Annotated in this window: 12 protein-coding genes; 7 read left to right on the top strand and 5 right to left on the bottom strand. The window is 75.9% G+C overall.

The genetic code is table 11. The annotated features are described in order from the left end of the window. On the top strand, positions 1-228 hold a 228-nt coding region (locus ACFW6A_RS20785; RefSeq protein WP_386641851.1), incomplete at its 5' end, for a transposase family protein. Positions 229-293: 65 nt separating this feature from the next. Here the strand turns inward: ACFW6A_RS20785 and ACFW6A_RS20780 are convergent. From ACFW6A_RS20780 to ACFW6A_RS20770, 3 genes are all read right to left on the bottom strand, one after another. Further along, positions 294-1,214, bottom strand: a complete 921-nt coding sequence (locus ACFW6A_RS20780) for an IS481 family transposase (protein WP_351845618.1) — start codon at positions 1,212-1,214, stop codon at positions 294-296. Positions 1,215-1,382: 168 nt separating this feature from the next. After that, positions 1,383-1,862, bottom strand: coding sequence for a hypothetical protein (locus tag ACFW6A_RS20775; RefSeq protein ID WP_351845620.1), 480 nt, complete (start codon positions 1,860-1,862; stop codon positions 1,383-1,385). 367 nt (positions 1,863-2,229) lie between these two features. Next, positions 2,230-3,438, bottom strand: a complete 1,209-nt coding sequence (locus ACFW6A_RS20770) for a glycosyltransferase (protein WP_351845698.1) — start codon at positions 3,436-3,438, stop codon at positions 2,230-2,232. A gap of 253 nt (positions 3,439-3,691) precedes the next feature. Between ACFW6A_RS20770 and ACFW6A_RS20765 the strand changes: the two genes are divergently transcribed. Both ACFW6A_RS20765 and ACFW6A_RS20760 read left to right on the top strand, forming a co-directional pair. Then, positions 3,692-5,200: a DUF4246 domain-containing protein gene (locus ACFW6A_RS20765; protein ID WP_386641848.1), complete on the top strand. Its 1,509-nt coding sequence runs from the start codon at positions 3,692-3,694 to the stop codon at positions 5,198-5,200. A 241-nt stretch (positions 5,201-5,441) separates the two neighbouring features. Next, the gene (locus tag ACFW6A_RS20760) at positions 5,442-6,581 is read left to right on the top strand and encodes a lytic polysaccharide monooxygenase (protein WP_386641845.1); all 1,140 of its coding nucleotides are present in this window, start codon (positions 5,442-5,444) and stop codon (positions 6,579-6,581) included. A gap of 239 nt (positions 6,582-6,820) precedes the next feature. Here the strand turns inward: ACFW6A_RS20760 and ACFW6A_RS20755 are convergent, their stop codons facing one another. Further along, on the bottom strand, positions 6,821-8,098 hold the full coding sequence (locus ACFW6A_RS20755) for an MFS transporter (protein ID WP_386641858.1): 1,278 nt from the start codon (positions 8,096-8,098) through the stop codon (positions 6,821-6,823). Positions 8,099-8,444: 346 nt separating this feature from the next. Here ACFW6A_RS20755 and ACFW6A_RS20750 point away from each other — a divergent pair, with 346 nt between their 5' ends. From ACFW6A_RS20750 to ACFW6A_RS20735, 4 genes are all read left to right on the top strand, one after another. Continuing rightward, positions 8,445-11,522, top strand: a complete 3,078-nt coding sequence (locus tag ACFW6A_RS20750; RefSeq protein WP_386641842.1) for an amino acid adenylation domain-containing protein — start codon at positions 8,445-8,447, stop codon at positions 11,520-11,522. Positions 11,523-11,584: 62 nt separating this feature from the next. Continuing rightward, positions 11,585-12,634, top strand: a complete 1,050-nt coding sequence (locus ACFW6A_RS20745) for a MupA/Atu3671 family FMN-dependent luciferase-like monooxygenase (protein WP_351845628.1) — start codon at positions 11,585-11,587, stop codon at positions 12,632-12,634. Between the two features lie 63 nt (positions 12,635-12,697). Then, positions 12,698-20,482 (top strand): amino acid adenylation domain-containing protein, encoded by a 7,785-nt coding sequence (locus ACFW6A_RS20740; RefSeq protein WP_386641839.1) that lies wholly within the window; start codon positions 12,698-12,700, stop codon positions 20,480-20,482. After that, a complete protein-coding gene (locus tag ACFW6A_RS20735; RefSeq protein ID WP_386641836.1) occupies positions 20,479-24,348 on the top strand; it encodes an amino acid adenylation domain-containing protein in 3,870 nt (1,289 codons plus the stop codon). The genes ACFW6A_RS20740 and ACFW6A_RS20735 overlap by 4 nt, the downstream gene beginning before the upstream one ends. Positions 24,349-24,383: 35 nt before the next feature. On the opposite strand, the gene ACFW6A_RS20730 is transcribed toward ACFW6A_RS20735, so the two are convergent. After that, on the bottom strand, positions 24,384-25,700 hold the full coding sequence (locus ACFW6A_RS20730; RefSeq protein ID WP_351845634.1) for a GTP-binding protein: 1,317 nt from the start codon (positions 25,698-25,700) through the stop codon (positions 24,384-24,386). Position 25,701: the final 1 nt, after the last annotated feature.

Here is a 25,701-nt window from a genome sequence, read left to right as displayed (position 1 = left end):
CTCGGCACCGGTCTGGTCGTTCCGCACCGCAAGAGAGCCGGCCGCCCCCTCCTGCGCGGGCAGGAGGAGGACAACGCCGAGCACCGAAGGGTGCGAGCCCGTGTCGAGCACACCTTTGCCCGGATGAAGAACTGGAAGATCCTGCGCGACTGCCGACAGCGAGGCGACGGACTTCACCATGCCGTCCAGGCCGTCGCCACCATGCACAACCTCGCCCACACCGGGTGAACCGACAGGTCAAACACCCCTCCGGCCTGCCCGAAGCGGACCTTCTGCAACACCCTTTAGGTGTATTAACCCGCAGGGTTGTTGACGCGGGTGATGGGTGGGTGTCCGTCGAGTGCGGTGTGGCAGCGGTGGTGGTAGGTGTGGAGGAAGTCTGCCAGGGCCGCTGTCCGCTCGGTGTTCGAGGTGCAGGGCCGCAGGTAGGCCCACTCGTCGAGCAGGGTGCGGTTGAAGCGTTCGACCTTGCCGTCGGTCTGTGGCCGGTAGGCACGTGTGAGTTTGCCGGTCGCGCCGAGGCCGGCCAGGACGTTCTTCCAGGCCAGGCCCTTGCGGTAGGCCCAGGCGTTGTCGGTCAGGACCCGTTCGATGCGGGTGATGCCCTGGGCCAGGAAGCCCGCGCAGGTCGCGACCTTCTCGTCCGGGTGGATCTCGCTGTAGGCCAGCCGGCTGTGATCGTCGACGGCGGAGTGCACGTAGTCGAAACCCACGCTGCTGCGGGTGACCCGGCCGGCCTGGCGGCCCAGGACTTTGCGACCGCCGCCGTCGGGGATCCGGCCGAGCTTCTTCACGTCGACATGGAGGAGTTCGCCGGGCCGGTCTCGTTCGTAGCGGCGGATCACCGTGCCGGTCGGGCGGTCGATCCAGGCCAGCCGGCTGAGCCGGTGGCGGGTCAGGATCCGGTGGACCGTCGAGGCGGGCAGGCCCAGGATCGGGCCGATCCGGGCCGGGCCGGGTTTGCGGGTTTGCCGCAGCTCGCAGACGCGGCCCTCGACCGCGGCCGCGGTCCGGCGCGGGGTGGTGCGTGGCCGGCTCGACCGGTCGTGCGGGCCCGCGTCGCCCTCGGCCCGCCACCGGCGGATCCCCTTGTGAGCCGTGGCCCGGGAGATGCCCATTTCCGCGGCCACATGGGCGACCGGACGGCCTGAGCAGACACGTTCGACCAGCAGTCTCCTACCGAAGACGGTCAGCCGGGCATTACGGAGGGACACGAAGACCTCCGTGCGGTGAGTTCCTAGACAGCTCCCACCACACCGGAGGTCTTCGCCATGATCAAGACCAGACCAGTGTCAACAACGCTCGTGATCAATACACCTAGTGGCCGCCGCCACCTCGCTCGGCTCCGTGCCCACCGGCAGGCTGGCCGTGGCGAGCGCCGCTCAGGCGGGGGCGGCCTCCAGGGCCACCACGACCCTCACCGGGAGGTCGGTGTCGGGCTGGACCACGCCGGCGGTCAGGGTCCGGCCGTCGAGGGTCCACTTCCTCAGCGCGATGAACTCGTCCTCGTCCTCCGCCGTCCGCCCGGCCTCGGCGAGGTGGCCGGCGAGGGGGGAGTCCTCGATCTCGGGGAGGAAGGCGGCCAGGGCCCGCTCCCCCTCCTCGTAGACGGCCTCCAGGTCGTCGAAGTAGCCCGACTCGTCGACGTCGCGGATCCAGACGGTGAACGAGACGGTGACCGTCCCGCTGCTGAAGGTCCGGATCCAGGCCCCGACGCCGTCCTTGTCCCAGGAGGTCTCCACGCCGTCGCGGAGCTTGCCGCCGGGCGTCCACTCCCGGGCCGCGAACCGCGCCGCCGCGCCCTCGGCGGTCAGCGGGGCGAGGGCCCGGAGTTCTTCCAACATCGCGATCACTGCAGCCATGAACTCATTCCACTCATGCCGTTGCCCGGCACGCGAGGGGGAGTCCAGCCCCCGCAGACTACCGGCACCGTCGAACGCCTTCCGGAAACCACGCAGCTTGCCCGCCGTGGAACGGGCTCACCCTGCCGCCGCGCCCGCCGGGCGGGACGTCCACCGGGCGGGACGTCCACCGGGCAGGCCTCGTTCTCCGCCTTCCCCCGGCCCTCGCCCGTCCCGATCGACCGGTTCGGCACCCTGGAACAGGACGAGCGGAGAGGGGAATCGGTTCTCGCGCGTCGCCGAAGGGCGCGGCGGGCCGTGAGGGCGGGGGCGCAGGCCGGTGGGATGAGCGGGGCGCGGCGGGGTGCCCGCGCCGCGGCGTCGGGGCTCAGCCGGGGAGGCGGGTGAGGGCGGCGAGGACCGGGGCGACGCCATCCTCCCGGACCAGGCGGTCGGCCAGGGCGCGGGCCCGGGTGCGGTGGGAGTCGTCCCGCGTGGCCCGGCGGAGGGCTTCGGCGAGGGAGCTAGCGGTGAGGCGGCGCAGCGGCACGGCCGCGGGCGCCGTGCCCAGCGCGGTCAGCCGGGAGGCCCAGAACGCCGCGTCGAACTGGACCGGCACCGGGACGGTGGGCACTCCGGCCCGCAGGACGGCGGCGGTCGTGCCCGCGCCCGCGTGGTGGACGACGGCGGCCGTGCGGGGGAAGAGCAGGGAGTGGGGCACCTCGCCGACGGTCAGGATGTCGTCGCCGCGGGCGGCCAGGCCCGCCCAGCCGCGCTGGACGATGCCGCGCACGTTCGCCGCGCGCAGCGCGGTGACGATCTCGCGGCCGAGCCGTTCGGGGTCGGGCACGGTGGCGCTGCCCAGGCCGACGAAGACCGGCGGGGGCCCGGCGGCGAGGAATTCCTCGACCTCCGGGGGAAGTCCTCCGGTCTCGTGCGGCCACCAGTATCCGGCCACCTCCAGCCCGGCGGGCCAGTCCCGGGGGCGGGGGACGACGAGTTCGCTGTACCCGTGCAGGACGGGCCGCGGCCGCCGTCGCCGGGACCGGTCCGGCACCGCGATCCCGTGGCGCCGGAGGGACCGTACGGCGTCGGAGAAGAGCAGGTCCACCGTCGCCATGACGGCCCGTCCGCTGAGCCGGTTGCCGGCCCGGCCCAGGGAGCGCGTCCCCAGGACGGGGGCGGGGAACTCCCCGGTGGGGTGCAGGGGCTGGAGGTGCAGTCCCAGGGCGGGCACCGACAGCCCCTCGGCAAGGGCGTAGCCGAGCGGGCCCAGCGCCCCGCCGACCAGCAGGACTTCACCCTCCCGCGCGGCGTCCGCCAGGGCCTCCGTCATCTCGTCGGCCGCGCCGCGGGCCATGGACGCCAGCCGGACGAGCTTGCCCGCGCCGGTCCTCGCGTCGTGCAGCCGGCGGCCCCGCGCGGAGTGCAGCTCGGCGCGGGGGTCCACGGGCAGCGGGTGGAACCGCACCCCGGACCCCGCCACCAGCGGCTCGAAGACACCGTGCGCCGCCAGCGTCACGTCGTGTCCGGCCCGCACGAGACCGGCGCCCAGACCCGTGTACGGCGCGACGTCACCCCGGGAGCCCGCCGTCATCATCACGATGCGCACACCGCCAGTGTGCCCCACCCGGACGCGACGCCGCGGAAGACCTGCCGGACTCCCCTCCGCGACGGGGCCGGGGCGCGCCCGCTCATCGTGGGGGCCGCCGGACCGCGGCGGGGGGCGTCGGAGCGCGGCGGGGGGCGTCGGAGCGCGGCGGGGGGGCGTCGGAGGGTGACAGAAGGGTGTCGGAGCCCTCGCGTATCCTTCCGGCCGCACTCCCCACCGAGCCGAAGGAACCCGACCGTTGACCGTCCCGCCCGCTTTCCCGCTGCCTTTCCGCACCACCCGTTCCCTGCCGTTCACGCCGCCCCGGACGCTCCGTGAGCTGCAGATGACGCGACTGAGCGCGCACATCCGGGAGAAGGAGGGGTGGCGCGACAAGAGGAACGACGCGGAGGTCGTCGCCCGGTGGACGCGGGAAGCGGTCGAGCAGGGCCTCACCGGGGCGCAGGTGCGCCACGTGCTGGACGAGCTCGCGCACTACGCCGCCCTGCGGGACACGCGGACGGGCGTCGAGGTGTCCGGTGTCGACGGGGTCTGGCAGTCGGACACCCTGGTCGACGAGGCGCTCGGGTCCCGGCTGCGCGAGGCGGTCCGGGTGCTGGAGGAGGTGCCCGAAGCGGAGCGGGACTGGCACCCCGGCTCCGGCGGCCAGGTGCTGGACCTGGTGCACCCTTCGCTGTTTTGCCTGGTGAACGGGGTGAGCGGGGCGCCCGAGCGGGCCTGGCGGAACCCGACGGACCACTACGCGAAGCACGAGTTCTCGGAGCGGTTCCAGTGGCTGCCGACCGACGTCGAGGTCGATGAAGACGGCCGGGCCGTCTTCCTCTCGTACGTCAACAACGTCCATCCCGAGCGGCACCGCGAACTGGCCGCCGTCCTGCCGGAGTTGTTCGCGCGCTTCCGCCCGCTCTGGGAGAACGTGCTCACCGACCTGCGCCACCCGCGTCCGCCGCGCATCGAGGCCGACCCCTACGGGTGGTACGGCTCCGGTCCCGTGCGCCCGGACAGGTCCTCCTTCGGCGACGACGAGGCGTACCGGGAGGCGCTCCGCGCGTGGGACCGGGCCCGGGACGACTGGTGGGAGAACCGCCGCCCGGTCGTCCCGGACGCGCCGGTCTTCGCCGCGCCCGAGCCCCTCGCCGCGTCCGACCGGGTCGACCTGCGCGGGCGGCGCCTCCAGGTCGTCGTCAAGCTCGCCACGATCCACCTCACCCCGGACGACCCCGAGTACGCCGGCGGGTCCTGGCACGTGGAGGGGATGCTGAACGAGCGGATCGTCTCGACGGGCATCTACTACTGGGACGGCGAGAACACCACCGAGAGCCGGCTCGGCTTCCGCGCGGCGCTGGACGACCCGGAGTACGAGCAGAGCGACCACGACGGGGTGCGCGAGGTCTACGGCCTGGAGGACGAGGACGCGCTGAACCAGGTGCTCGGGTCGGTGCCGACCCCGGCCGGCCGCTGCCTGGCGTTCCCGAACGTCCTCCAGCACCGCGTCGCCCCGTTCCGTCTGGCGGACCCCACCCGCCCGGGCCACCGCAAGATCCTCGCGTTCTTCCTCGTCGACCCCTCGCGGCCGATCGTGTCGACCTCCGACGTGCCGCCGCAGCAGCCGTGGGCCGCGACCTCGACCATGACGCTCGAAGAGGCACGGGGCTTCCGCGAGGAGCTGATGCGGGAGCGCACGTTCTTCGTCGCCGAGCACAACGAGCAGCTGTACGAGCGGGAGTTCTCCCTCTGCGAGCACTGAGCCCGGCGGTGCGGGGCGGATCCGGCCCGGGCCGCCGGATCCGCTCCCGACGGGTTGTCAGGTACACCTTCAGCTCTTACAGTTCCGCCCGACGGCAGACTGTGGGAGCGCTCCCATTCGACTCGATGGCACCTCCCGCGTCCGAACCGGGGCGCACGACGCACCACTCCCCCTCCGACGAACAGCGCAAGAGGAGCACACCGAACGGACCCACCCACCCCACACACGCACAGGAGACACGATGGCTGGACGCAAGAAGCGGCTCGCCTCCCTGGCGGCGGCGCTCGCCACCCTGCTCGCCGGGATCGGCCTGACCCTGCTGGGCCAGGGCAGCGCGCAGGCGCACGGCGTCACCATGACGCCCGGATCGCGCACGTACCTCTGCTGGCTGGACGCGAAGACCGGCACCGGAAGCCTGGACCCGACCAACCCGGCGTGCCGGGCGGCGCTCGACGAGAGCGGACCCAACTCGCTGTACAACTGGTTCGCCGTGCTCGACTCCCAGGCCGGCGGACGCGGCGCCGGCTACGTGCCGGACGGCACGCTGTGCAGCGCCGGCGACCGCTCGCCGTACGACTTCACCGGCTACAACGCCGCCCGCTCCGACTGGCCGCGCACCCACCTGACCTCCGGGCGGACGATCCGGGTCAAGCACAGCAACTGGGCCGCCCACCCGGGCTCCTTCCGGGTCTACCTCTCCAAGCCCGGCTACTCCCCCGCCACCGAACTCGGCTGGGACGAACTGGAGTTGATCCAGACCGTCACCGACCCGCCGCAGACGGGCTCCCCCGGCACGGACGGCGGGCACTACTACTGGGATCTGAGCCTGCCCTCGGGCCGCTCGGGTGACGCGGTCCTCTTCATCCAGTGGGTCCGCTCGGACAGCCAGGAGAACTTCTTCTCCTGCTCCGACATCGTCTTCGACGGCGGCAACGGCGAGGTGACGGGCATCCGCGGCACGGGCGGCACCCCCACGCCCACCCCCACCACCCCTACGCCCACGCCCACCGCTACGGAGCCCACGCCCACCCCCACCGGCTCCACCCCCACGCCCACCCCGACCGACCCGCACACCGGCTGCATGGCCGTCTACACCGTCGTCAACGCCTGGAGCGGTGGCTTCCAGGGCTCCGTCGAGGTGATGAACCACGCCACGACGGCCCGCGACGGCTGGGCCGTGCGGTGGACGCCCGGCACCGGCACCCGGATCGCCAGCCTCTGGAACGGGGCCCTCACCACCGGGACCGACGGCACGCTCACCGTCCGGAACGTCGACTACAACCGGACCGTCCCGGCGGACGGCAGCGTCACCTTCGGGTTCACCGCGACCTCGACCGGAAACGACCATCCGGTCGGATCCGTGGTGTGTGTCACCCCGTGACGGCCCTCCGGCACGCCTGAAGAGCGAGGGGCCGTTCCCCCGGGAGACCGGGGAGCGGCCCTTCACCCGTCCCGGCCCCAGTCCCGACCCCGATCCCGGCCCCGGAAATATGTCCGAAAGAGGATCCTTCCGGAACTCCCGATTCACCGCGGGATTCCCGGAACGCATTCGGCACCTCCCCCCCTTTCACCGAAAGCCGAAAGTCTCAATTCGGCCTTCGGTTCCTCTGGCCGAAATTCTCAGCCGTCGGCGGCGGGTGCGCCCGGAAGGTCGCGGCGGGTGCGCAGGGGGGCCGCGAGAAGGAATCCGCCGGCGGCCACCAGGGCGGCCGTGACGGCGCACATCGCGGCCCGGGCGCCGAAGAGGGAGGCGAGGGAGCCGCCCAGGAGGGCGCCGACCGGGATGGTGCCGAAGTTGAGGAAGAGGGTGGTCGCGGTGACGCGGCCGCGCATCTCGGGCGGACAGTACGCCTGCCGGAAGCTGACGATGACGACGTTGCAGGCCACGACGCCCGCGAAGAGCACGAGCGTGCCGAGGACGAAGAACGCCAGCCGGGGGCCGGGGGCGGTGAGGGCGACGAGCAGCCCGAAGGGCGAGGTGGCGAACTGGACGACCAGCAGGGTGCGGGCCGAGCCCAGGCGCTCGGCGAGCCGGCCGGCGGCGAGGCCGCCGAGCACCCCGCCGAGGCCGCCGCAGGAGACGAGCCAGCCGAGCGTGTCGGAACCGACGCCGACCGTGCGGACGAGGAAGACGATCTGGACGGCCTGCAGTCCGGCCACCGCCAGGTTGACCGCCGCGCCGAAGGCGGTGACGGCCCGGACCAGCCGGTCGCCGAGGACGAAGCGCACCCCTTCGGCGATCTCGCGGCCCAGCGGCCGCCGGGGCGCCGGGTCGGGGCGCGGGGCGTCGGGTCGGACGGCCAGGAGGCAGAGCGAGGACACCAGGAAGGAAGCGGCGTCGAGCAGCAGACCCGGCACGCTGCCCAGGGCCTGGGCGATCAGACCGCCGAGGCCGGGTCCGGCCACCCTGGCCGCCTGGTCGCCGGCCTGGAGCTGCGCGTTGCGCCGCATCAGCTGGTCCGTGGCGACCAGTTGGGGCAGGTAGGCCGAGTAGGCGGTGGAGAAGAAGACGGAGGCGGCGCCGGAGAGGAGGGCCGCCCCGAGGAGGTGCTGGATCGTCAGGGTGTCCAGCCACCAGGCGGCCGGGACGCTCAGGAACACCGCTCCGGAGACGGCGTTGCAGACCAGCATGACCCGGCGCACCGGGAGGCGGTCGACCCACGCTCCGGCGGGCAGGCCCAGGACCAGCCACGGCAGCCAGGACGCGGCGGTGAGCACGCCCATCACGAACGGTGAGGCGTGGAGGGCGGTGACGGCCACGAGCGGCAGCAGGACGGACGTGACGCTGGTGCCCAGCTTGCTGGTGGTCTCGCCGACGAGCAGCAGCCGGAAGTTCCGGTGGGGGCGCCGGCCCCGGTCCTTCGCGGCCTGGTCGGTGGTGGGCGCGGGGGATTCCAGCGCGGGCCTCCGGACTTCGATAACCGACGGATTTCCGGCGCACCGAGGAGGGGGTGGCCGTGAGTTCGGGCTGGATCGTACAAGTTCATCGTCCTGGAAACCAGGGTGGCCATTTCTCACGGGTGCCGTTTACGCTCGGCCCCGCCCATTGCCAGCGCACCATGCCCCGTGGAAGGGTCGGCCCGGATGATCGATCCGTCCGAGAATGCGTCCGGCCCATTCCGGGGCCCGTGAATTCACCGCGCTCCCGACGGCGCGGCCCCGGGACGCCGTCCGCCGCGCCCGGCCCGTCCGTCGTCCCCGTCGCCCGCACCGGTCTCCCTCCCTCCCGCGCAAGGAGCTGCCCGTGGTCACCAACGCGATCGACCTCTTCGAGGAGCGGGCCGCGAGCGCGCCGGACGCGACCGCCGTCGTCTTCGGGGAGGAGACGGTGTCGTACGCGGAACTCGACGCCCGCGCCAACAGGCTGGCCCATCTGCTGGTCGCGCGGGGCGCCGGGCCGGAGACGGTCGTCGCCTCGGCGCTCGACCGCTCGGTGGAGCTGGTCGTCGCGGTCCTCGCGGTGATGAAGGCGGGGGCCGCGCACCTGCCGGTGGACCCCGGCTATCCGGCGCCGCGCATCGCCCACCTCCTCTGCGACGCGGCCCCGGCCCTGCTGCTCGCGCGCGCCGGGACGGCCCTCCCCCCGGCCTCCCCCGGGGCCCCGGCGGCCTCCCGGATCGACCTGGACGGGCCGGAGACCCGCGCCGCGCTGCGGTGCGCCCCCGCGTCCGGGCCGCCGGCCGGTGCCCGGCGCGCGCTGGGCGCGCTGCCCGCGTACGTCGTCTACACCTCCGGGTCGACCGGCCTGCCCAAGGGCGTGGTGGTCACCCGTTCCGGCTTCGCCCGTCTCGCCGCCCACCAGCGCGACACCCTCGCGGTGGACGCCGGCAGCAGGGTCCTGCAGTTCGCCTCGCCCGGTTTCGACGCGTTCTTCTGGGAGCTGGCGATGGCGCTGACCGCCGGCGCCGCGCTCGTCCTGGCGCCCGCCCGCGAGCTGCTCCCCGGTCCCGGTCTGCGCCGGCTCGCCGACGAGCGGCGGATCACCCACGCGACGCTGCCGCCGTCGGTGCTGCGCGCCCTGCCGTCCGACGCCCTCCCGCACGTGCGCGTGCTGGTCGCGGCCGGGGAGGCCCTGGACGCGGAGCAGGTGCGGCGGTGGGCTCCCGGCCGGACGCTGATCAACGCGTACGGGCCGACGGAGACCACGGTCTGCGCCACCATGAGCGGCCCCCTCCCCGAGGGGCCCGGCACGCCGCCGATCGGCGGGGCGGTCGGCGGCGCCTCCCTGCGCCTGCTCGACGGTGCGCTGCGGCCGGTGCCCGACGGCGCGGTGGGCGAGTTGTACGTCGCGGGGGCGGGTCTCGCGCGCGGCTACCTCGACCGGCCCGGGCTGACGGCGGGGCGCTTCGTCGCGGACCCGTACGGGCCGGCCGGGTCGCGGATGTACCGTACGGGCGACCTGGCCCGCCGCACCCCTTCGGGAGAACTGGAGTTCGCCGGCCGCTCGGACGACCAGGTGAAGGTGCGGGGGCACCGGATCGAGCCGGGCGAGGTCGAGGCGCTGCTCGCCGCCCACCCGCACGTGGCCGCCGCCGCGGTGACCGTGCGCGAGGAACGGGACGGGGACCGCAGGCTCGTCGCCTACGTCCGGCGCGACCCCGCGGCCGCCGGCGGTCACGGCGACGCGGAGCGGGTGGCGGCGTGGCGACGCGTCCACGACGCGGTGCCGGCCGGCCCGGAGGCGGGCGATGACGGTCCGGCGGCGTTCGGGGAGGACTTCGGCGGGTGGACCAGCGGCTACGACGGCAGCCCGCTGCCACGGGAGCAGCTGCGGGAGTGGCGCGACGAGACGGTGCGGAGCGTCCGCGCCCTGCGCCCCCGCCGGATCCTCGAACTGGGCGTGGGCAGCGGGCTGCTGCTGTCGCGGCTCGCCCCGGACGCGGAGGCCTACTGGGGGCTCGACCACGCGCCCCGGGTGATCGGGCGGCTGCGCCGGCAGGTGGAGGGGCGTCCGGAGCTGGCCGGGCGGGTCGTGCTGGACAGCCGGGCGGCCGACGACCACGAGGGCGTCCCGCGCGGGTACTTCGACGTGGTCGTCCTCAACTCCGTCGTCCAGTACTTCCCCGGCGAGCGCTATCTCGCGCGGGTGCTCCGGCTCGCGGCGGCCGCCCTGGCGCCCGGCGGCTCGGTCTTCGTCGGCGACGTCCGGCACCTGGGGCTCGCGGAGGCCTTCCACGGGGCGGTCGCGGCGGCCCGCTTCCCGGACGCCGCCCCCGGCAGCGCGGAGCACCGGCGGGCCGTGGCGCGCGGCCTCGCCACGGAGCCGGAACTCCTGGTGGACCCGGAGTACTTCCGATCGCTGACGAGCGCGGCCGGGGGCGCGGAGCCGCTCTTCGCGAGCTGCGACGTGCGGTTGAAGCGGGGCGCCCACTCCAACGAGCTCACCCGGTACCGCTACGACGTCGTCCTGCGCCGCGCCGGGGCCGGTGCGGCGGCGCACCGCCCCGGCGCGGTGGCGGAGCTGCGGTGGGGCACGGACGTGCGCACGCTCGACGACCTCGCCGCCGCCCTGCGGGACCCCGCGCGGCGGGGCGTGCCCGTCCGGGTCACCGGCGTGCCGAACGGGCGCCTCGCCGGTGACCTGCGGGCGGCGGGCGGGACGCCGGGCTCCGGCCCGGACCCGGAGGAGCTCGCCCGCCTCGGCGAGCGCCTGGGCCACCGGGTCGCGCTGCGCTGGTCCGCGAAGGCGGGGCCCGACCACGTCGACGCCGAACTCTCGTGGAACGAAGGGGCCTTCCCCCCGGACGGCGGGGCCGGTCCGGCGGTGGACCCCGGGCGCCGCGTCAACGTGCCCTTCGCGGGGGCCGACGACGCCGCGCTGGTCCCGTCCGTCGCCGCGTGGGCGGCCGCGCACCTGCCCTCCCCCCTGGTCCCGTCCGCGATCGTCGTCCTCGACGCGTTCCCGCTCACCCCGCACGGCAAGCTCGACCGGGCCGCCCTGCCGGCGCCCCACGGGCCCCGGCCCGCCGCCGGACGGCCGCCGCGGACCCCGCGGGAGGCGGCGCTGTGCCGGATGTACGCGGAGGTCCTCGGGCTCGCCCCCGCACCGGACCCGGAGTCGGCGGACACGGGGACGGCCGGCGCGGAGTCGGCGGGCGCGGCGCAGGGCGCGTACGCGGTCGGGATCGACGACAGCTTCTTCGCGCTCGGCGGTCATTCGCTGCTGGCCACCCGGCTGGTGAGCCGGGTCCGCGCCGAGCTGGGGGTGGAGCTCCAGGTCGGGACGGTCTTCGACGCGCCCACGCCCGCCGGTCTCGCCGCCCGGCTCGCGGGGGCCCGCACGGCGCGGGCGGCGCTGCGGAGGATGCCCCGCCCCGACTGACGGCCGCGCGGGGCCGCGCCACCGACCGGATCACGTACGCCGAGGGTCACCGAAGGATTCCGATGGACTTCAGCCTGTTCTACTTCGCCGACGACAGCACACCGGCCGGGGACGCCGGACGGTACGAGCTGCTGCTGGAGGGCGCCCGCTTCGCCGACCGGCACGGCTTCCGCGCCGTGTGGACGCCCGAACGGCACTTCCACCCCTTCGGCGGGCTCTACCCGAACCCGTCCGTGGTGGGCGCCGCCCTCGCGATGATCACGAACACCGTCGCCCTCCGCGCCGGGAGCGTCGTCGCCCCCCTCCACCATCCACTGCGGATCGCCGAGGAGTGGTCGGTGGTGGACAACCTCTCCGGCGGGCGGGTCGGGATCTCCCTCGCCTCCGGCTGGCACCCGGTGGACTTCGCGCTGAGCCGGGTGCCGTACGAGGACCGCAAGCGGGCGCTGGCCGCCGGCATCGAGCAGCTCCGGGGGCTGTGGCGGGGGGAGGCGCACCAGGTGGTGGACGGCCACGGCGCCCCCGCGGCCGTCCGGGTCTTCCCGCCGCCGGTGCAGCGGGAGCTGCCGCTCTGGGTGACGAGCGCGGGCGACGAGGACACCTTCCGCACCGCCGCGGTGGCACGGGCCGGGGTGCTCACCCACCTGCTGCACCAGGACGCCGACGAGCTCGCCGCGAAGATCGCCGCCTACCGGCGGACCGCGCGGGAGGCCCACGACGGCTGGGAGGGGCACGTCGTCCTGATGCTGCACACCTTCCTCGGCACCGACCGGGACGAGGTGCGCGCCACCGTCGAGGAGCCGCTGTGCGCCTACCTCAGGAGTTCGGTCCGGCTCGTCGCCGGCTCCTTCGGCGCCTCCGACCCGGACTTCGACCCCGACGCCCTGGAGGACGAGGACCTCGACTTCCTCGTCGCCCGCTCCTTCGACGCCTACTTCGAGCGGCGGGGCCTGTTCGGGACGGTGGAGGACGCGACGGCGACGGTCGAGCGGCTGCGCGGGGCCGGCGTGGACGAGCTCGCGTGCCTGATCGACTTCGGCATCGGCACCAAGACCGTCCTGGACGGGCTGCGCCACCTGAACGCCCTCCGCGAAGCCTGCCAGGCGCGCTGACCCGAGAGCCCGGAAGAGCCCGGAGCCCGGAAGACCCGAGAGAACCGAGAGGCCGAGACCACCGTGATCCCCCTGTCGTTTTCGCAGCTGCGGTTCTGGTTCCAGGAAGAGCTGGACCGGGGCGGAGAGTCGCCCAACACCTCGATGGCGCTCCGGCTGGCGGCCCGGCCGGACACGGCGGCGCTGCGCGAGGCGCTGGGGGACGTGGTGGCGCGGCACGAGAGCCTGCGCACCGTCTTCCCGGTCACCGACGGCGTGCCCCGGCAGCACGTCCTGGAGGCGGCGCCGGTCGGGCTGCCCGAGCGCCGGGTGGCGGAGCGGGACGTCGAGGCGGCGCTGGCCGAGGAGACCGGGCACCGCTTCGACCTGAAGCGCGAACTCCCGCTGCGGGCCGTGCTGCTGGCCGTCGGCTCCACCGGCCGGCACGTCCTGGCGATCACCGTGCACCACATCGCCATCGACGGCTGGTCCGTCGCGCCGTTCCTCCGCGACCTGTCCCTGGCCTACGCCGCGCGCCTCGGGGGACGGCCGCCGTCCTGGGACGAACTGCCGGTGCAGTACGTGGACTTCACCCTCTGGCAGCGCAAGGGGCTCGGCTCGCCCGACGATCCCGGCAGTCTCGCCGCCGAGCAGCTGGCCCACTGGAGGCGCGCCCTCGCCGACGCGCCGGCGGAACTCCCGCTGCCCACCGACCGGCCGCGCCGCGGGGCCGCCACCCACCGGGCCGGCAGCGTCCCCTTCCACCTGCCCGCCGACGGCGTCCGGCCGCTCTCCGCGCTCGCCCTGCGGCACGGCGCCAGCACCTTCATGGTCCTGCACGCGGCCTTCGCCGGGTTCCTCCACCGGATCGGCGCCGGCACCGACGTCCTGGTCGGCAGCCCGGTCGCCGGCCGCACCGACGTCGGCCTCGACGACCTCGTCGGCTGCTTCGTCAACACCGTCGTCGTCCGGACCGACACCTCCGGCGACCCCGACTTCCACGAGCTGCTCCGGCGGACCCGGCGGAGCGTCGTCGCCGCCCTCGACCACCAGGACGTGCCCTTCGAGCAGGTCGTGGAGGCCGTCAACCCCGCCCGCTCGGCGGACCGCCACCCGCTCTTCCGGGTGATGCTCAGCCTGCAGAACAACGCGGGCGCCGTCGTGGACCTCCCCGGCCTCGACGCCCGCCTGCTGGACTACACGCACCGGACGATCGTCTACGACCTGCTCCTCGACGTCACGGAGACCGACGGCGCGCTGGGCGGCGCGCTGGTCTACGCCCGCGACCTCTTCGACCGCGCCACCGCCGAGCGGCTGGCCCGGGGCTTCACCGCCTTCCTGGCGCAGGCGGTCGCCGCGCCCGAGCTGCCCGTCGGCCGGCACGAACTCCTCTCCCCCGCAGAACGGCACACGACGCTGGAGACGTGGAACGGCCGCGCCACCGCCCTCCCGGCCGACTCCGTGCCGGAGCTGTTCCGGCGCCGGGCGGCCGCCGCGCCCGACGCCACCGCGGTGGTCTGCGGCGGGACCCGGCTCACCTACGCGGAGCTGGACGCCCGCGCGGACCGGCTCGCCCACCGCCTGCGGCGGCGCGGCGCGGGGCCGGAACGGCTGGTCGCCGTGGCCGCGGACCGCTCGGCCGACCTGGTCGTCGCCCTGCTCGCCGTCCTGCGGACGGGGGCCGCCTACCTGCCCCTGGACCCGCGCAACCCGGACGACCGGCAGCGCGCGGTGCTGGCCGACGCGCGGCCCTGCCTGATCCTGGCGGACGCGTCCACGGGGGAACGGGCCGGGGCCCTCGCGGACGGGCCGCCCGGCCTGCCGCTCGTGCTCGTGGACGAGCCCGGTCCGGCCGGCCCCGACCGGGACGCGGAGGCGGCGGAGCCCGGCGCGTGGCCGGAGCCCGCCGGCGACCGGGCCGCTTACGCGATGTACACCTCCGGCTCCACCGGCCGCCCCAAGGGCGTCCTGGTCACCCACCGGAACGTCGTCGCCCTCGCCGCCGATCCCTGCTGGGACGAGGACGGCGGCCACACCCGGGTGCTCGCCCACTCGCCGCACTCCTTCGACGCGTCGACGTACGAGCTGTGGGTGCCGCTGCTGCGCGGGGGCACGGTCGTGATGGTGCCGCCCGGCGACTCCTCTCCGGCCGCCCTGGAGCGGGCGGTGGCCGAGGGGGAGGCGAACAGCGCGTTCCTCACCACCGCGCTCTTCAACCTGCTGGTCGCGGAGGGGAATCCGGTGCTCGGCCGGCTGGGGCACGTCTGGACCGGAGGCGAGCAGCCGTCGGCCGGGGCCGTGCGGCGGATGCTGGGGGACCACCCCGGCACGGCGCTGACCCATGTGTACGGGCCGACCGAGAACACGGCGTTCACCACCTTCGGCCGACTGGACCCGGCCCGGACCGCGGACGCGGGGACGGCGTCCGGCACCGGCCGGGACGCGTACGGCGGCAGGCCCCCGATCGGCCGGCCGATGGCGAACACCCGGGTGTACGTGCTCGACGAACGGCTCCGGCCGGTGCCGGTCGGGGTGCCGGGCGAGCTGTACCTGGCGGGGGCCGGTCTGGCCCGCGGCTACCTCGGCCGCCCGGGCCTCACCGCGGGGAGCTTCGTCGCCGACCCGTACGGCGGACCCGGCGGCCGCATGTACCGCACCGGCGACCTCGTCCGCTGGACCGCCGACGGCGAACTCGACTTCCTGGCCCGCGTCGACGACCAGGTCAAGATCCGGGGCTTCCGCGTCGAGCCCCGCGAGATCGAGGCCGTCCTGGAGCGCCACCCGGCCGTCGCCCGGGCCGCCGTCCTCGTCCGGGAGGACCGGCCGGGCGAGCGCGCGCTCGCCGCCTACGTCGTCCCCGCCCCGGGCCTCGCCGGCGATCCCGCGCCGGAGGTCGCCGAGCACGCCCGGCGGACCCTGCCCGACTACATGGTCCCCGCCGTCGTCGTGCTCCCCGGCGGGCTGCCGCTCACGCCCCACGGCAAGCTGGACCGGGCGGCGCTGCCCGCCCCCGGGCGCGGCGGCGGCTCCCGTCCGCCGCGGACGCCCGCCGAGCGGCTGGTGTGCGACCTGTTCGCCGAGGTCCTCGGGGTGCCGGACGTGGGCGCCGACGACGACTTCTTCGCGCTCGGCGGCCACTCCCTGCTGGCCGTCCGGCTGGTGAACCGGCTGCGCGAGGTGCTGGACGACGGGATCACGACGCGGGCGGTCTTCGCGTCGCCGACGCCCGCGGGGCTCGCGGCGCGCCGCGGGACCGGACGCTCCGGGCGCGGCCGGCTGCGGCGGCGGCCGCGCGGGGACGTCCTGCCCCCGTCCTTCTCCCAACTGCGCTTCTGGGCGCAGGGCGAGCTGGCGGAGGGCGCCGCCTCGCACACCGTCACGACCGCCCTGCGGCTGACGGGTCCGCTGGACGCCGGGGCGCTGTCGGCGGCGCTGGGTGACGTGGTGGCGCGGCACGAGAGCCTGCGCACCGTCTTCCCGGTCGTCGACGGGACGCCGCGCCAACGGGTCCTGGAGGCGGGCCCGTTCTCGTTGCCGGTGCGGGAGGTGCCGGAGCCGGAGACCGACGCGGCGGTGTCGGCGGCGTCGGAGCGCGCCTTCGACCTGGCGCGGGAGAGACCGGTGCGGGCGGAGCTCTTCGCCCGCGGCCCCGAGGACCACGTCCTGGCGGTCACGTTCCACCACATCGCCTTCGACGGCTGGTCCGCCGCGCCCTTCCTCCGCGACCTCTCCTCGGCCTATGCCGCCCGGCTGCGCGGACGCGCCCCCGACCTCCCCGAACTGCCCGTGCAGTACGCCGACTTCACGCTGTGGCAGCGCGAGGTGCTCGGGAGCACGGCCGCCCCGGACGGCGTCCTGGCCCGTCAGCTCGCCCACTGGCGCGGCGTGCTGGACGGCGCCCCCGACGAGCTTGCGCTTCCGCTCGACCGGCCGCGCCCCGCCACCGCCACCCACCGTGCCGGCACGGTGCCGTTCCGGCTCGCCCCGGCCGAGCACGCGCGGCTGACCGCCCTGGCGCGGCGGCACGGCGCGAGCGTGTTCATGGTGCTGCACGCCGCCCTGGCGGGTCTGCTGCGGCGGCTGGGCGCGGGGACGGACGTCCTGGTCGGCAGCCCGGTCGCCGGACGCACCGACAGCGGTCTCGACGAGCTGGTCGGCTGCTTCGTGAACACCGTGGTGGTGCGGACCGACGTCTCCGGGGACCCGGACTTCGGCGTCCTGCTCGACCGGGTCCGCTCCGCGGTGCTCGCCGCGCTGGAGCACCAGGACGTGCCCTTCGAGCAGGTCGTGGACGCCGTCGGACCCACGCGGTCGGCGGCCCGGCACCCGCTCTTCCAGGTCATGCTGAGCCTGCAGAACAACGCGGCCGGCGCGCTGGAGCTGCCCGGTCTCCACGTCGAGGCGCTGCGCCCGGGCCGCTACCGCTCCGTCCCCTTCGACCTGCTCTTCGACCTGACCGAGTCCGGCGGCGGTCTGGAGGGCAGTCTGGTCTACGCCCTCGACCTCTTCGACCGCGCCACCGCCGAGCGGCTCGCCGGGTGCTTCGCCCGCTTCCTCGCCGGGGCCACGGACCGGCCGGCCCGGCCGGTGCGGGAGCTGGACCTGCTGTCCCCGGCCGAGCGCCGCGCCGTGCTCACGGAGTGGAGCGGGTCGCCGGCCGGTGCGCGGACGCCGGCCGGCACGGTGCCCGGGTGGTTCCGCGAGCAGGCCGCCCGGACGCCCGGCGCGGTCGCCGTGGTCCAAGGGGCGCGGCGGATCACGTACGGGGAACTCGACGCGCGGGTGGAGCGGCTGGCCCGGCGGCTGCGGGGGCTCGGCGCCGGGCCGGAGCGGCTGGTCGCCGTGGCGATGGACCGCACGCCCGACCTCCTGGTCGCGCTCCTCGCCGTGCACCGCGCCGGCGCCGCGTACCTCCCGGTCGATCCGGGCCATCCCCGGGACCGGGTGGCCCGGGTGCTGGAGGAGGCCGCGCCGCTCCTGGTGCTCTCCGACCGGGCCACCCGCGAGGCACTCGGCACCGACGCCTGGCAGGCGCTGGACGACCCCGCGTTCGCCGCCACCCTCACCGCCGGGGCCGGGGCCGAAACCGGTGCGGGTGCCGAAGCCGAGGCCGGTGCCGTCGGCCCGGTGCCGTACGGGGCGGTGCCGGCCGACGCCACGGCGTACGTCCTCTACACCTCCGGTTCGACGGGCCTCCCGAAGGGGGTCGCGGTCACCCACGGCAACCTCGCCCATCTGCTGGCCTCCCTGCGGGACCTGCTGCCGCTGGGCCCCGCCGACCGGCTGCTCGCCGTGACGACCGTCGCCTTCGACATCGCGCACCTGGAACTCCTGCTGCCGCTGCTCGGCGGCGCGGCGGTCGTCCTCGCCTCCCCCGACGAGGTGCGCGAGCCGCGGGCCCTCGGCCGGCTCGTCGAACGGCACGGGGTCACCGCCGTCCAGGCGACGCCGTCGCTGTGGTCGGGCCTCGTGGCCGAGGTGCCCGAGGCGGTCCGGGGGCTGCGCGTCCTCGTCGGCGGCGAGGCGCTGCCCCCCGCCCTCGCCGGGAAGCTCACCGCCCTGGCGTCGGAGGTCGTCCACGCGTACGGGCCGACGGAGACGACCATCTGGTCCCTCGCGGCCCCGATCGACGCGCGCGACGCGGAGCGTCCGCCGCTCGGCTCGCCGCTGGGCGGCACCCGGGTGTACGTCCTGGACGAGGCGCTGCGGCCGGTGCCCGTCGGCGTCCCGGGCGAGCTGTACCTCGGGGGTCCGGGCGTGGCGCGGGGCTATCTCGGCCGGCCGGGGCAGACCGCCGAACGGTTCGTCGCCGACCCGTACGGGCCGCCCGGCGGCCGGCTGTACCGCACCGGCGACCTGGTCCGGTGGACCGCCGGCGGCGGTCTCCGCTTCCTCGGGCGCACAGACGACCAGGTGAAGCTGCGCGGCTTCCGCATCGAGCCCCGCGAGGTCGAGGCGGCCCTGGACCGGCACCCGCGGGTCGTCCGCAGCGCCGTCGTGGTGCGCGAGGACCGGCCGGGCGAGCGCCGCCTCGTCGCGTACGCGGTGCCCGCCCGGGACGCCGCCGGGGACGACGGCCTCGGGCCCTCGCTGTCCGCGTGGGCACGGCAGGAACTGCCCTCGTACATGGTCCCCGCCGTCGTCGTGCTCCCCGGCGGGCTGCCGCTCACGCCCCACGGCAAGCTCGACCGGTCCGCCCTGCCCGCCCCGCACGACGCCGCCTCCCCCTCGGGGAGGACCCGGAAGCCGGAGACCGCCGCGGAGAAGATCCTGTGCGAGCTGTTCGCGGCCGTCCTCGGGCGGGGCGAAGTCGGCGTGGAGGACGACTTCTTCGCGCTCGGCGGCGACAGCATCGTGTCGATCCGGCTGGTGTCCCGGGCCCGCTCGCGCGGTCTGTCGCTCTCCACGAAGGACGTCTTCCGCCACCGGACGGTGGCCGCGCTCGCCGCCCACGCGAAGGTACGGACCCCCGGGGCGGGTGCGCCCCGGCCGGCGCCGGCCGTGCAGGAGCGGGCCGTGGCGGCGGAGCCGGGCGGGGTGCCGCTCACCCCGATCCTCCACTGGCAGCGCGAGCGGGGCGGGCCCGTCGACGGCTTCCACCAGTCCGTGCTCGTCAGGACCCCGGCGGACCTGTCCCCGCAGCGCCTGCGCGCGCTGCTCCAGGCGCTGCTCGACCGGCACGACGCCCTGCGGACGCGGCTGACCCGGGAGCCCGGGTGGCGCTTCGACGTCCTGCCGCACGGCGCGGTCGAGGCGGCCGGAGTGCTCGTGCGGGTCGACGCGGCCGGGTGGGTGGCCGGGGGGCTCGCGGAGCGGGTGCGGGCCGAGGCGGACGCGGCACGGCGGCGGCTGGCGCCCGGCGAGGGGAGGATGGTCCAGGCGGTGTGGTTCGACGCGGGCCCCGGCCGGCCCGGCCGGCTGCTCCTGATGGTCAATCACCTCGTCGTGGACGGCGTGTCGTGGCGGATCCTCCTGGAGGACCTGGCCGGCGGCGTCGCCCCCCGGCCCGGGGGGCCGGACGCCGCGCCCGTGTCCTTCGCCGACTGGGGCCGCCGGCTGGCGGCCGAGGCGCCCGGCCGGGTGTCCGAACTGCCTTTCTGGCGCGGGCTCCTGGAGGGCGCGGGCGAACTCGTCGCCGGGGCGGGGCTGGTGGCCGCGCGGGACGTCGAGGGGACGAAGCGCACCGTCACCCGGCTCCTGCCCGCCGACCGGACGGAGCCGCTGCTGACCCGCGTGCCCGCCCGCCTCGGCGTCGGGGTGAACGCGGTGCTGCTCGGCGCGCTGAGCATGGCGGCGGGACGGTGGCGCGCGGAGCCCGGCGGGGCGCCGTTCCTCGTGGACGTGGAGGGGCACGGCCGCGAGGAGATCGCGGGCGGCCTCGACCTGTCGGCGACCGTCGGCTGGTTCACCAGCATGTTCCCGGTGCGGCTGCCGGGGCGTCCGGACGACCCGGAGGGCACCGTACGGGCGGTGGACCGGCAGCTGGGGAGCATGCCGGACAAGGGGCTGGGCTTCGGGCTGCTGCGCCACCTCCATCCGGAGACCGGACCCGTGCTCGGGGCGCTGCCCCGGGCGCAGGTCCTCTTCAACTACCTGGGCCGCTTCGACCGGCCGGACGGCACGGACTGGGGCCTGGTGCCGGAGGCCGGCGCGGTCGGCGGGGGCGGCGACCCCGGGATGCCGCTGACGCACCTCCTGGAGGTGTCGGCGATCGTCCACGACCGCGGCGACCGGCCGGAGCTCCACGTCACCTGGGCGTATCCGGAGGCCCTGCTGGAGCGGGCCCGGGTGGAGGCGCTGGCCGACGCCTGGTGCACGGCCCTGGAGCACCTGACCACGACCACCACGGAGCCGGGAGGCACGGCGTGACCGCATCACACCCCGCGTACGAGCACTCCGACGGGGGGACGTCGAGACCGGCGCCGCTCCAGGAGGGGCTGTTCTTCCACACGGCGTTCGACACGGACGGCCAGGACGTCTACACCATCCAGCTGGCCCTGGACTTCGAGGGGCCGGTCGACCCCGGTCTGCTGCGCGGGGTCTGCGGGGTGCTGACGGACCGGCACGACAGCCTGCGGTCCGGGCTCCGCACGGACGCGTCGGGGGCGCCCGTGCGGTTCGTGCGGCCCCGGCTGGAGCCGGCCTGGCGGACGGCGGACCTCACCGGGACGGCGCCCGGCGACCGGGAGGCCGAGGCCGTGCGGCTCGCCGGGGAGGAGCGGCGGCGGCGCTTCGACCCCGCCCGGCCGCCGTTGATCCGCTTCCTGCTGATCCGTCTGGACACCGCCCGGTGGCGCTTCGTCCTGACGAACCACCACATCATCCTGGACGGCTGGTCCACGTCGATCCTCCTCGACGAGCTGTTCCTGCTGTACGGCGCGGGGGCCGGCGCCGACCCGCTGCCGCCCGCCCCCTCGTACACCTCCTACCTGGACTGGCTCGCCACGGCGGACGAGGAGGAGGCCCGGCAGGCGTGGGCGGAGGCGCTGGCCGGGATCGAGGGGCCGACGCTGGTGGCGCCGCGGGCGCAGGGCACGGACACGGTGGTGCCCGAGCGGGTGGTCCGCACCCTGCCGGCCGCGCGCACCGCCGCGCTGGCCTCCCGGGCCCGGGAGGCGGGGGTCACGCTCGGCACGGTGACGCAGGTGGCCTGGGGGCTGGTGCTGCGGCAGCTGACCGGGCAGGGCGACGTGGTGTTCGGGATGACGGTGTCGGGGCGGGCCGCGGACGTCGACGGCGTCGAGTCGATGGTGGGGCTGCTCATCAACACCGTGCCGGCGCGGGTGCGGATCGACCCCCGGGACACGCTGCTCGACCTGCTGGAGCGGGTCCAGGACGAGCAGCTCGACCTGATGGAGCACCACCACGTCGGGCTGACGGAGATCCAGCGGCGCGCCGGGTTCGGGGCGCTGTTCGACACCACCGCCGTCCTCGACAACTACCCGATGGGCGCGGGCGAGCGCCGGCTCGGCGAGGCGCTGCTCGTCGGCGTGACGGGCTTCGACGCGACCCACTACCCGCTCTCCCTGATCTGCACGCCGGCCGAGGAGCTGGGCCTGCGGATCGACTTCCGGCCGGACCTGTTCGGGCGCGCGGCGGTGGAGGGGATCGCCGACCGGCTGGGCCGGGTCCTGGAGGCGATCGCCGACGATCCGCACCGCACGGCCGGGAGCCTGCCGGGCCTGTCGGAGGACGAGCGCCGGCTGCTCCTGGAGGAGTGGAACGCCACCGCACGGCCGGTGGCACCGGCCGTGCTGCCCGCCCTGATCGAGGCGCGGGCCGCGCGGGACCCGCACCGGACGGCCCTGACGTACCGGGGGCGGGAGTTCGGGTACGCCGAGCTGAACCGCCGGGCGAACCGGCTGGCGCGGGTGCTGATCGCCGAGGGCGCGGGGCCGGAGGCCCGGGTGGCCCTGGCGCTGCCGAGGACGCCGGACACGGTCGTGGCCCTGCTCGCCGTCCTCAAGACCGGGGCCGCCTACGTGCCGGTCGACGTGCGCTATCCGGCCGACCGGGTGGCGCGGATGCTCGGCGACGCCCGGCCCCGGCTGGCGGTGGTCACCGGGGCGACCCGGGGGGTGCTGCCGGCGGGGACGGCCGCGGTCGTCCTGGACGACCCGGCCGTGGTGCGGCGGGCCGCCGGGCAGGAGGAGGGGGACGTGGCGGACGCGGAGCGGTCGGGTCCGCTCCTCCCCCGGCACCCCGCCTACGTCATCTACACCTCGGGCACCACCGGCGTCCCCAAGGGGGTGGTCGTCGAGCACGCGAACGCGGTGAACTTCGTGGCGGTGGTCGAGGACCACTTCGGGGCCGACGGCATGGCGCGGGTCCTGGCGTCCACCTCGCTCAGCTTCGACGTGTCGGTCTTCGAGATCGTCGCGACCCTGGCGCTCGGCGGGCACCTGGAGCTGGTCGACGACCTGTTCGCGCTGCTGGAGCGGGACGGCTGGGAGGGCAGTCTGGTCAGCGGCGTGCCGTCGGCGGTGGCGAGCATGGCGGCGGGCGACGCCCTCGACGTGACGGCCCGGCACGTGGTGCTCGGCGGGGAGGCGGTGCCGCGCGCCCTGCTGCGCGAGCTGCGGGAGCGGGTGCCCGGCTGCGCGGTCACCAACATCTACGGCCCCACCGAGGCGACCACCTACGCGACGTGGTGGCGCGGCGGCGAGGAGGGGCCGGACGGCGATCCGCCGATCGGCCGGCCGGTGCCCAACGCCCGGGTCTACGTGCTCGACCCGTGGCTCCGGCCGGTGCCGGTGGGGCTGCCGGGCGAGCTGTACATCGCAGGCGACGGGGTGAGCCGCGGCTATCTGAACCGGCCCGCGCCGACCTCGGAGCGGTTCGTGGCCTGCCCGTTCGGGGAGCCCGGCGGCCGGATGTACCGCACCGGCGACCAGGTGCGGTGGCGGGCCGACGGGCAGCTGGAGTACCTGGGCCGGCTCGACGGCCAGGTGAAGGTCCGCGGCTTCCGGATCGAGCTCGGCGACGTGGAGGCCGCCCTGCTGCGGCACGAGGACGTGGCGCGGGCCGTCGCGGTGGTGCGGGAGGACCGCGAGGGCGACCGCAGGCTCGTCGCGTACGTGCTGGCCGCGGGGGCCGGGGCGCCGGACGGCGCGGAGCTGCGGCGCTTCGTCCGGACCGCGCTGCCGGAGCACATGGTGCCGTCGGCGGTGGTGCGGCTGGAGCGGTTCCCGCTGATGCCGAACGGCAAGCTGGACCGGTCGGCGCTGCCGGCGCCCGCGTACGGCACGACCGCCCGCCGGGAGGCCGCGCACGCGCACGAGGAGCCGCTGTGCGCGCTGTTCGCCGAGGTGCTCGGGGTGGAGCGGGTCGGCCCGGACGACGGCTTCTTCGACCTGGGCGGGCACTCGCTGCTCGCGACCCGGCTGGTGAGCCGGGTGCGGGCGGTGCTGGGCACCGCGCTGACCGTCCGCGCCCTGTTCGAGGCGCCGACCCCGGCGGCCCTCGCGCGCCGGCTCGACGGCGGCGGCGACGGCTCCGGTCTGGACGTGCTGCTGCCGCTGCGGACGGGAGGGCGGCTCGCGCCGCTGTTCGCGGTGCACGCGGCGAGCGGTCTGGCCTGGCCGTACGCCCGGCTGCTGCCGCACCTGGATCCGGAGGTGCCGCTGTACGGTCTGCAGGCGCCGAGCCTCGCCGATCCGGAGGGCGGCGCGCGCAAGCCGGAGGAGCTGGTGCGGGAGTACGCGCGGCGGATCCGGGAGGTGTGGCCGGAGGGGCCGTACCGGCTGCTCGGCTGGTCGGTCGGCGGCACCCTCGCCTACGGGGTGGCCGCGGAGCTGGTCGAGACGGGGCACGCCGTGGAGTTCGTGGCGCTGCTCGACGCGTACCCGGCGCCCCGGGAGGGGCTGCCCGGCTGGGAGGAGACGCACCGGCACGTGGCCGCGTCGGCCGGGTTCGCCGGGGACGGGACCCCGCCGGAGCAGATCGCGCTGCTCGGGGAGCGGGCGGTGGAGGGGTCCCGGCTGGCGGTGCGGTCGGCGGTGGACGCGCTGCGGGCCGTACCCGCGCGCTCGCGCGGGGTGGACGTGCTGCACTTCCGCGCCGCGTCGGACGCGCCGGCCGGCGCTCCGGAGGCCTGGCGGGCGTACGCCGGCGGTCGGCTGACGGCCGTGGACGTGGCGTGCGGCCACTACGGGATGCTGGATCCCGCTCCGCTCGCCGTGATCGGCGAGGTGCTGACGGCCAGGGCCGCGAAGGGCTCGGGAGGGGGCCGGTGAACCGGGGCCGGAGGAGGCTCCTCCGGCCCCCGGGTTCAGAGGTCCCGGCCGGTCTCGGCGGCCGGTCCGGGGGCGGCGAAGGACGCGCCGACCATGCCCGCGGTCAGGGTGGTGCCGTCGTCGGGGTCGATCAGGATGAACGAGCCGGTGCGGCGCGAGTCGGCGTAGGAGTCGACGGGCAGCGGTTCGGCGGTCCGGATCCGGACGCGGCCGATGTCGTTGGCGACGAGCCGGCCGGAGTGCGGGCGCAGGGACAGGTCGTCGAGGGCGAGCCGGGCGGGCACGTCCTCCACGACGGCCTTGACCGTGCGGGTGCCGTGCTTGAGCAGGACGCGGTCCCCGGCGCCGAGCGGCCGGTCGGCGACGTGGCAGACGGTCGCGTCGATGAGCGGCGTGGTCGCCGGGGCCTCCGCCGTCGGGACGATCAGGTCGCCGCGCGAGACGTCGAGGTCGTCCTCCAGGAGGACGGTGACCGACTGCCCGCTCCGGGCGGAGTCGACCGGCCGGCCGAGCAGGTCGATGCCGGCGATCCTCGTCGTGCGGCCGGACGGCAGGACCGTGACCGGCTCGCCGACCTGGAGCACGCCGGCGGCGATCCGGCCGGCGTAGCCGCGGTAGTCGGGGTGCTCGGCGGTCTGCGGGCGGATGACGTACTGGACGGGGAGCCGGGCCCGGGCGTCGGCCGGGTCGGGGCCGACGGGCACCGACTCCACGTGTTCGAGCACCGTCGGGCCGCTGTACCAGTCCATGACCGCCGAGGGCTCCACCACGTTGTCCCCGGCCAGGGCCGAGATCGGGATGGCGGTGACCTCGCGGATGCCCAGTTCGGCCGCGTGCGCGGAGAACTCGGCGACGATCGTGGCGAACACGGCCTCGCGGTAGCCGACCAGGTCCATCTTGTTGACCGCGAGGACGACGTGCGGGACGCGGAGCAGGGCGGCGACGGCGGCGTGCCGGCGGGTCTGCTCGACGACGCCGTTGCGGGCGTCGACCAGGATCACGGTCAGCTGGGCGGTGGAGGCGCCGGTGACCATGTTGCGGGTGTACTGCACGTGCCCGGGGGTGTCGGCGAGGATGAACCGCCGCTTCGGGGTGGCGAAGTAGCGGTAGGCGACGTCGATGGTGATGCCCTGTTCGCGTTCGGCGCGCAGGCCGTCGGTGAGCAGGGCGAGGTCGGTTCCGGAGCGGCCGCGGACGGCGGACGCCCGCTCGACGGCCTCCAGCTGGTCGGCGAGGACCGACTTGGAGTCGTGCAGGAGGCGGCCTACCAGGGTGGACTTGCCGTCGTCGACGGAGCCGGCGGTGGCGAACCGCAGCAGGGTGGTGGCCGGGAGTTCGGTGGTCCTGGTCATG

It is taken from the genome of Streptomyces sp. NPDC058758, assembly GCF_042746075.1.
Classification (GTDB): domain Bacteria; phylum Actinomycetota; class Actinomycetes; order Streptomycetales; family Streptomycetaceae; genus Streptomyces.
This window is presented reverse-complemented; position numbering and strand designations above follow the sequence as displayed.

Excerpts from the sequence above, each read along its gene's own strand:
- ACFW6A_RS20775 (WP_351845620.1), bottom strand. The coding sequence starts at position 1,862 with ATGGCTGCAGTGATCGCGATGTTGGAAGAACTCCGGGCCCTCGCCCCG.
- ACFW6A_RS20770 (WP_351845698.1), bottom strand. The coding sequence starts at position 3,438 with ATGACGGCGGGCTCCCGGGGTGACGTCGCGCCGTACACGGGTCTGGGC.
- ACFW6A_RS20760 (WP_386641845.1), top strand. The coding sequence starts at position 5,442 with ATGGCTGGACGCAAGAAGCGGCTCGCCTCCCTGGCGGCGGCGCTCGCC.
- ACFW6A_RS20745 (WP_351845628.1), top strand. The coding sequence starts at position 11,585 with ATGGACTTCAGCCTGTTCTACTTCGCCGACGACAGCACACCGGCCGGG.
- ACFW6A_RS20730 (WP_351845634.1), bottom strand. The coding sequence starts at position 25,700 with ATGACCAGGACCACCGAACTCCCGGCCACCACCCTGCTGCGGTTCGCC.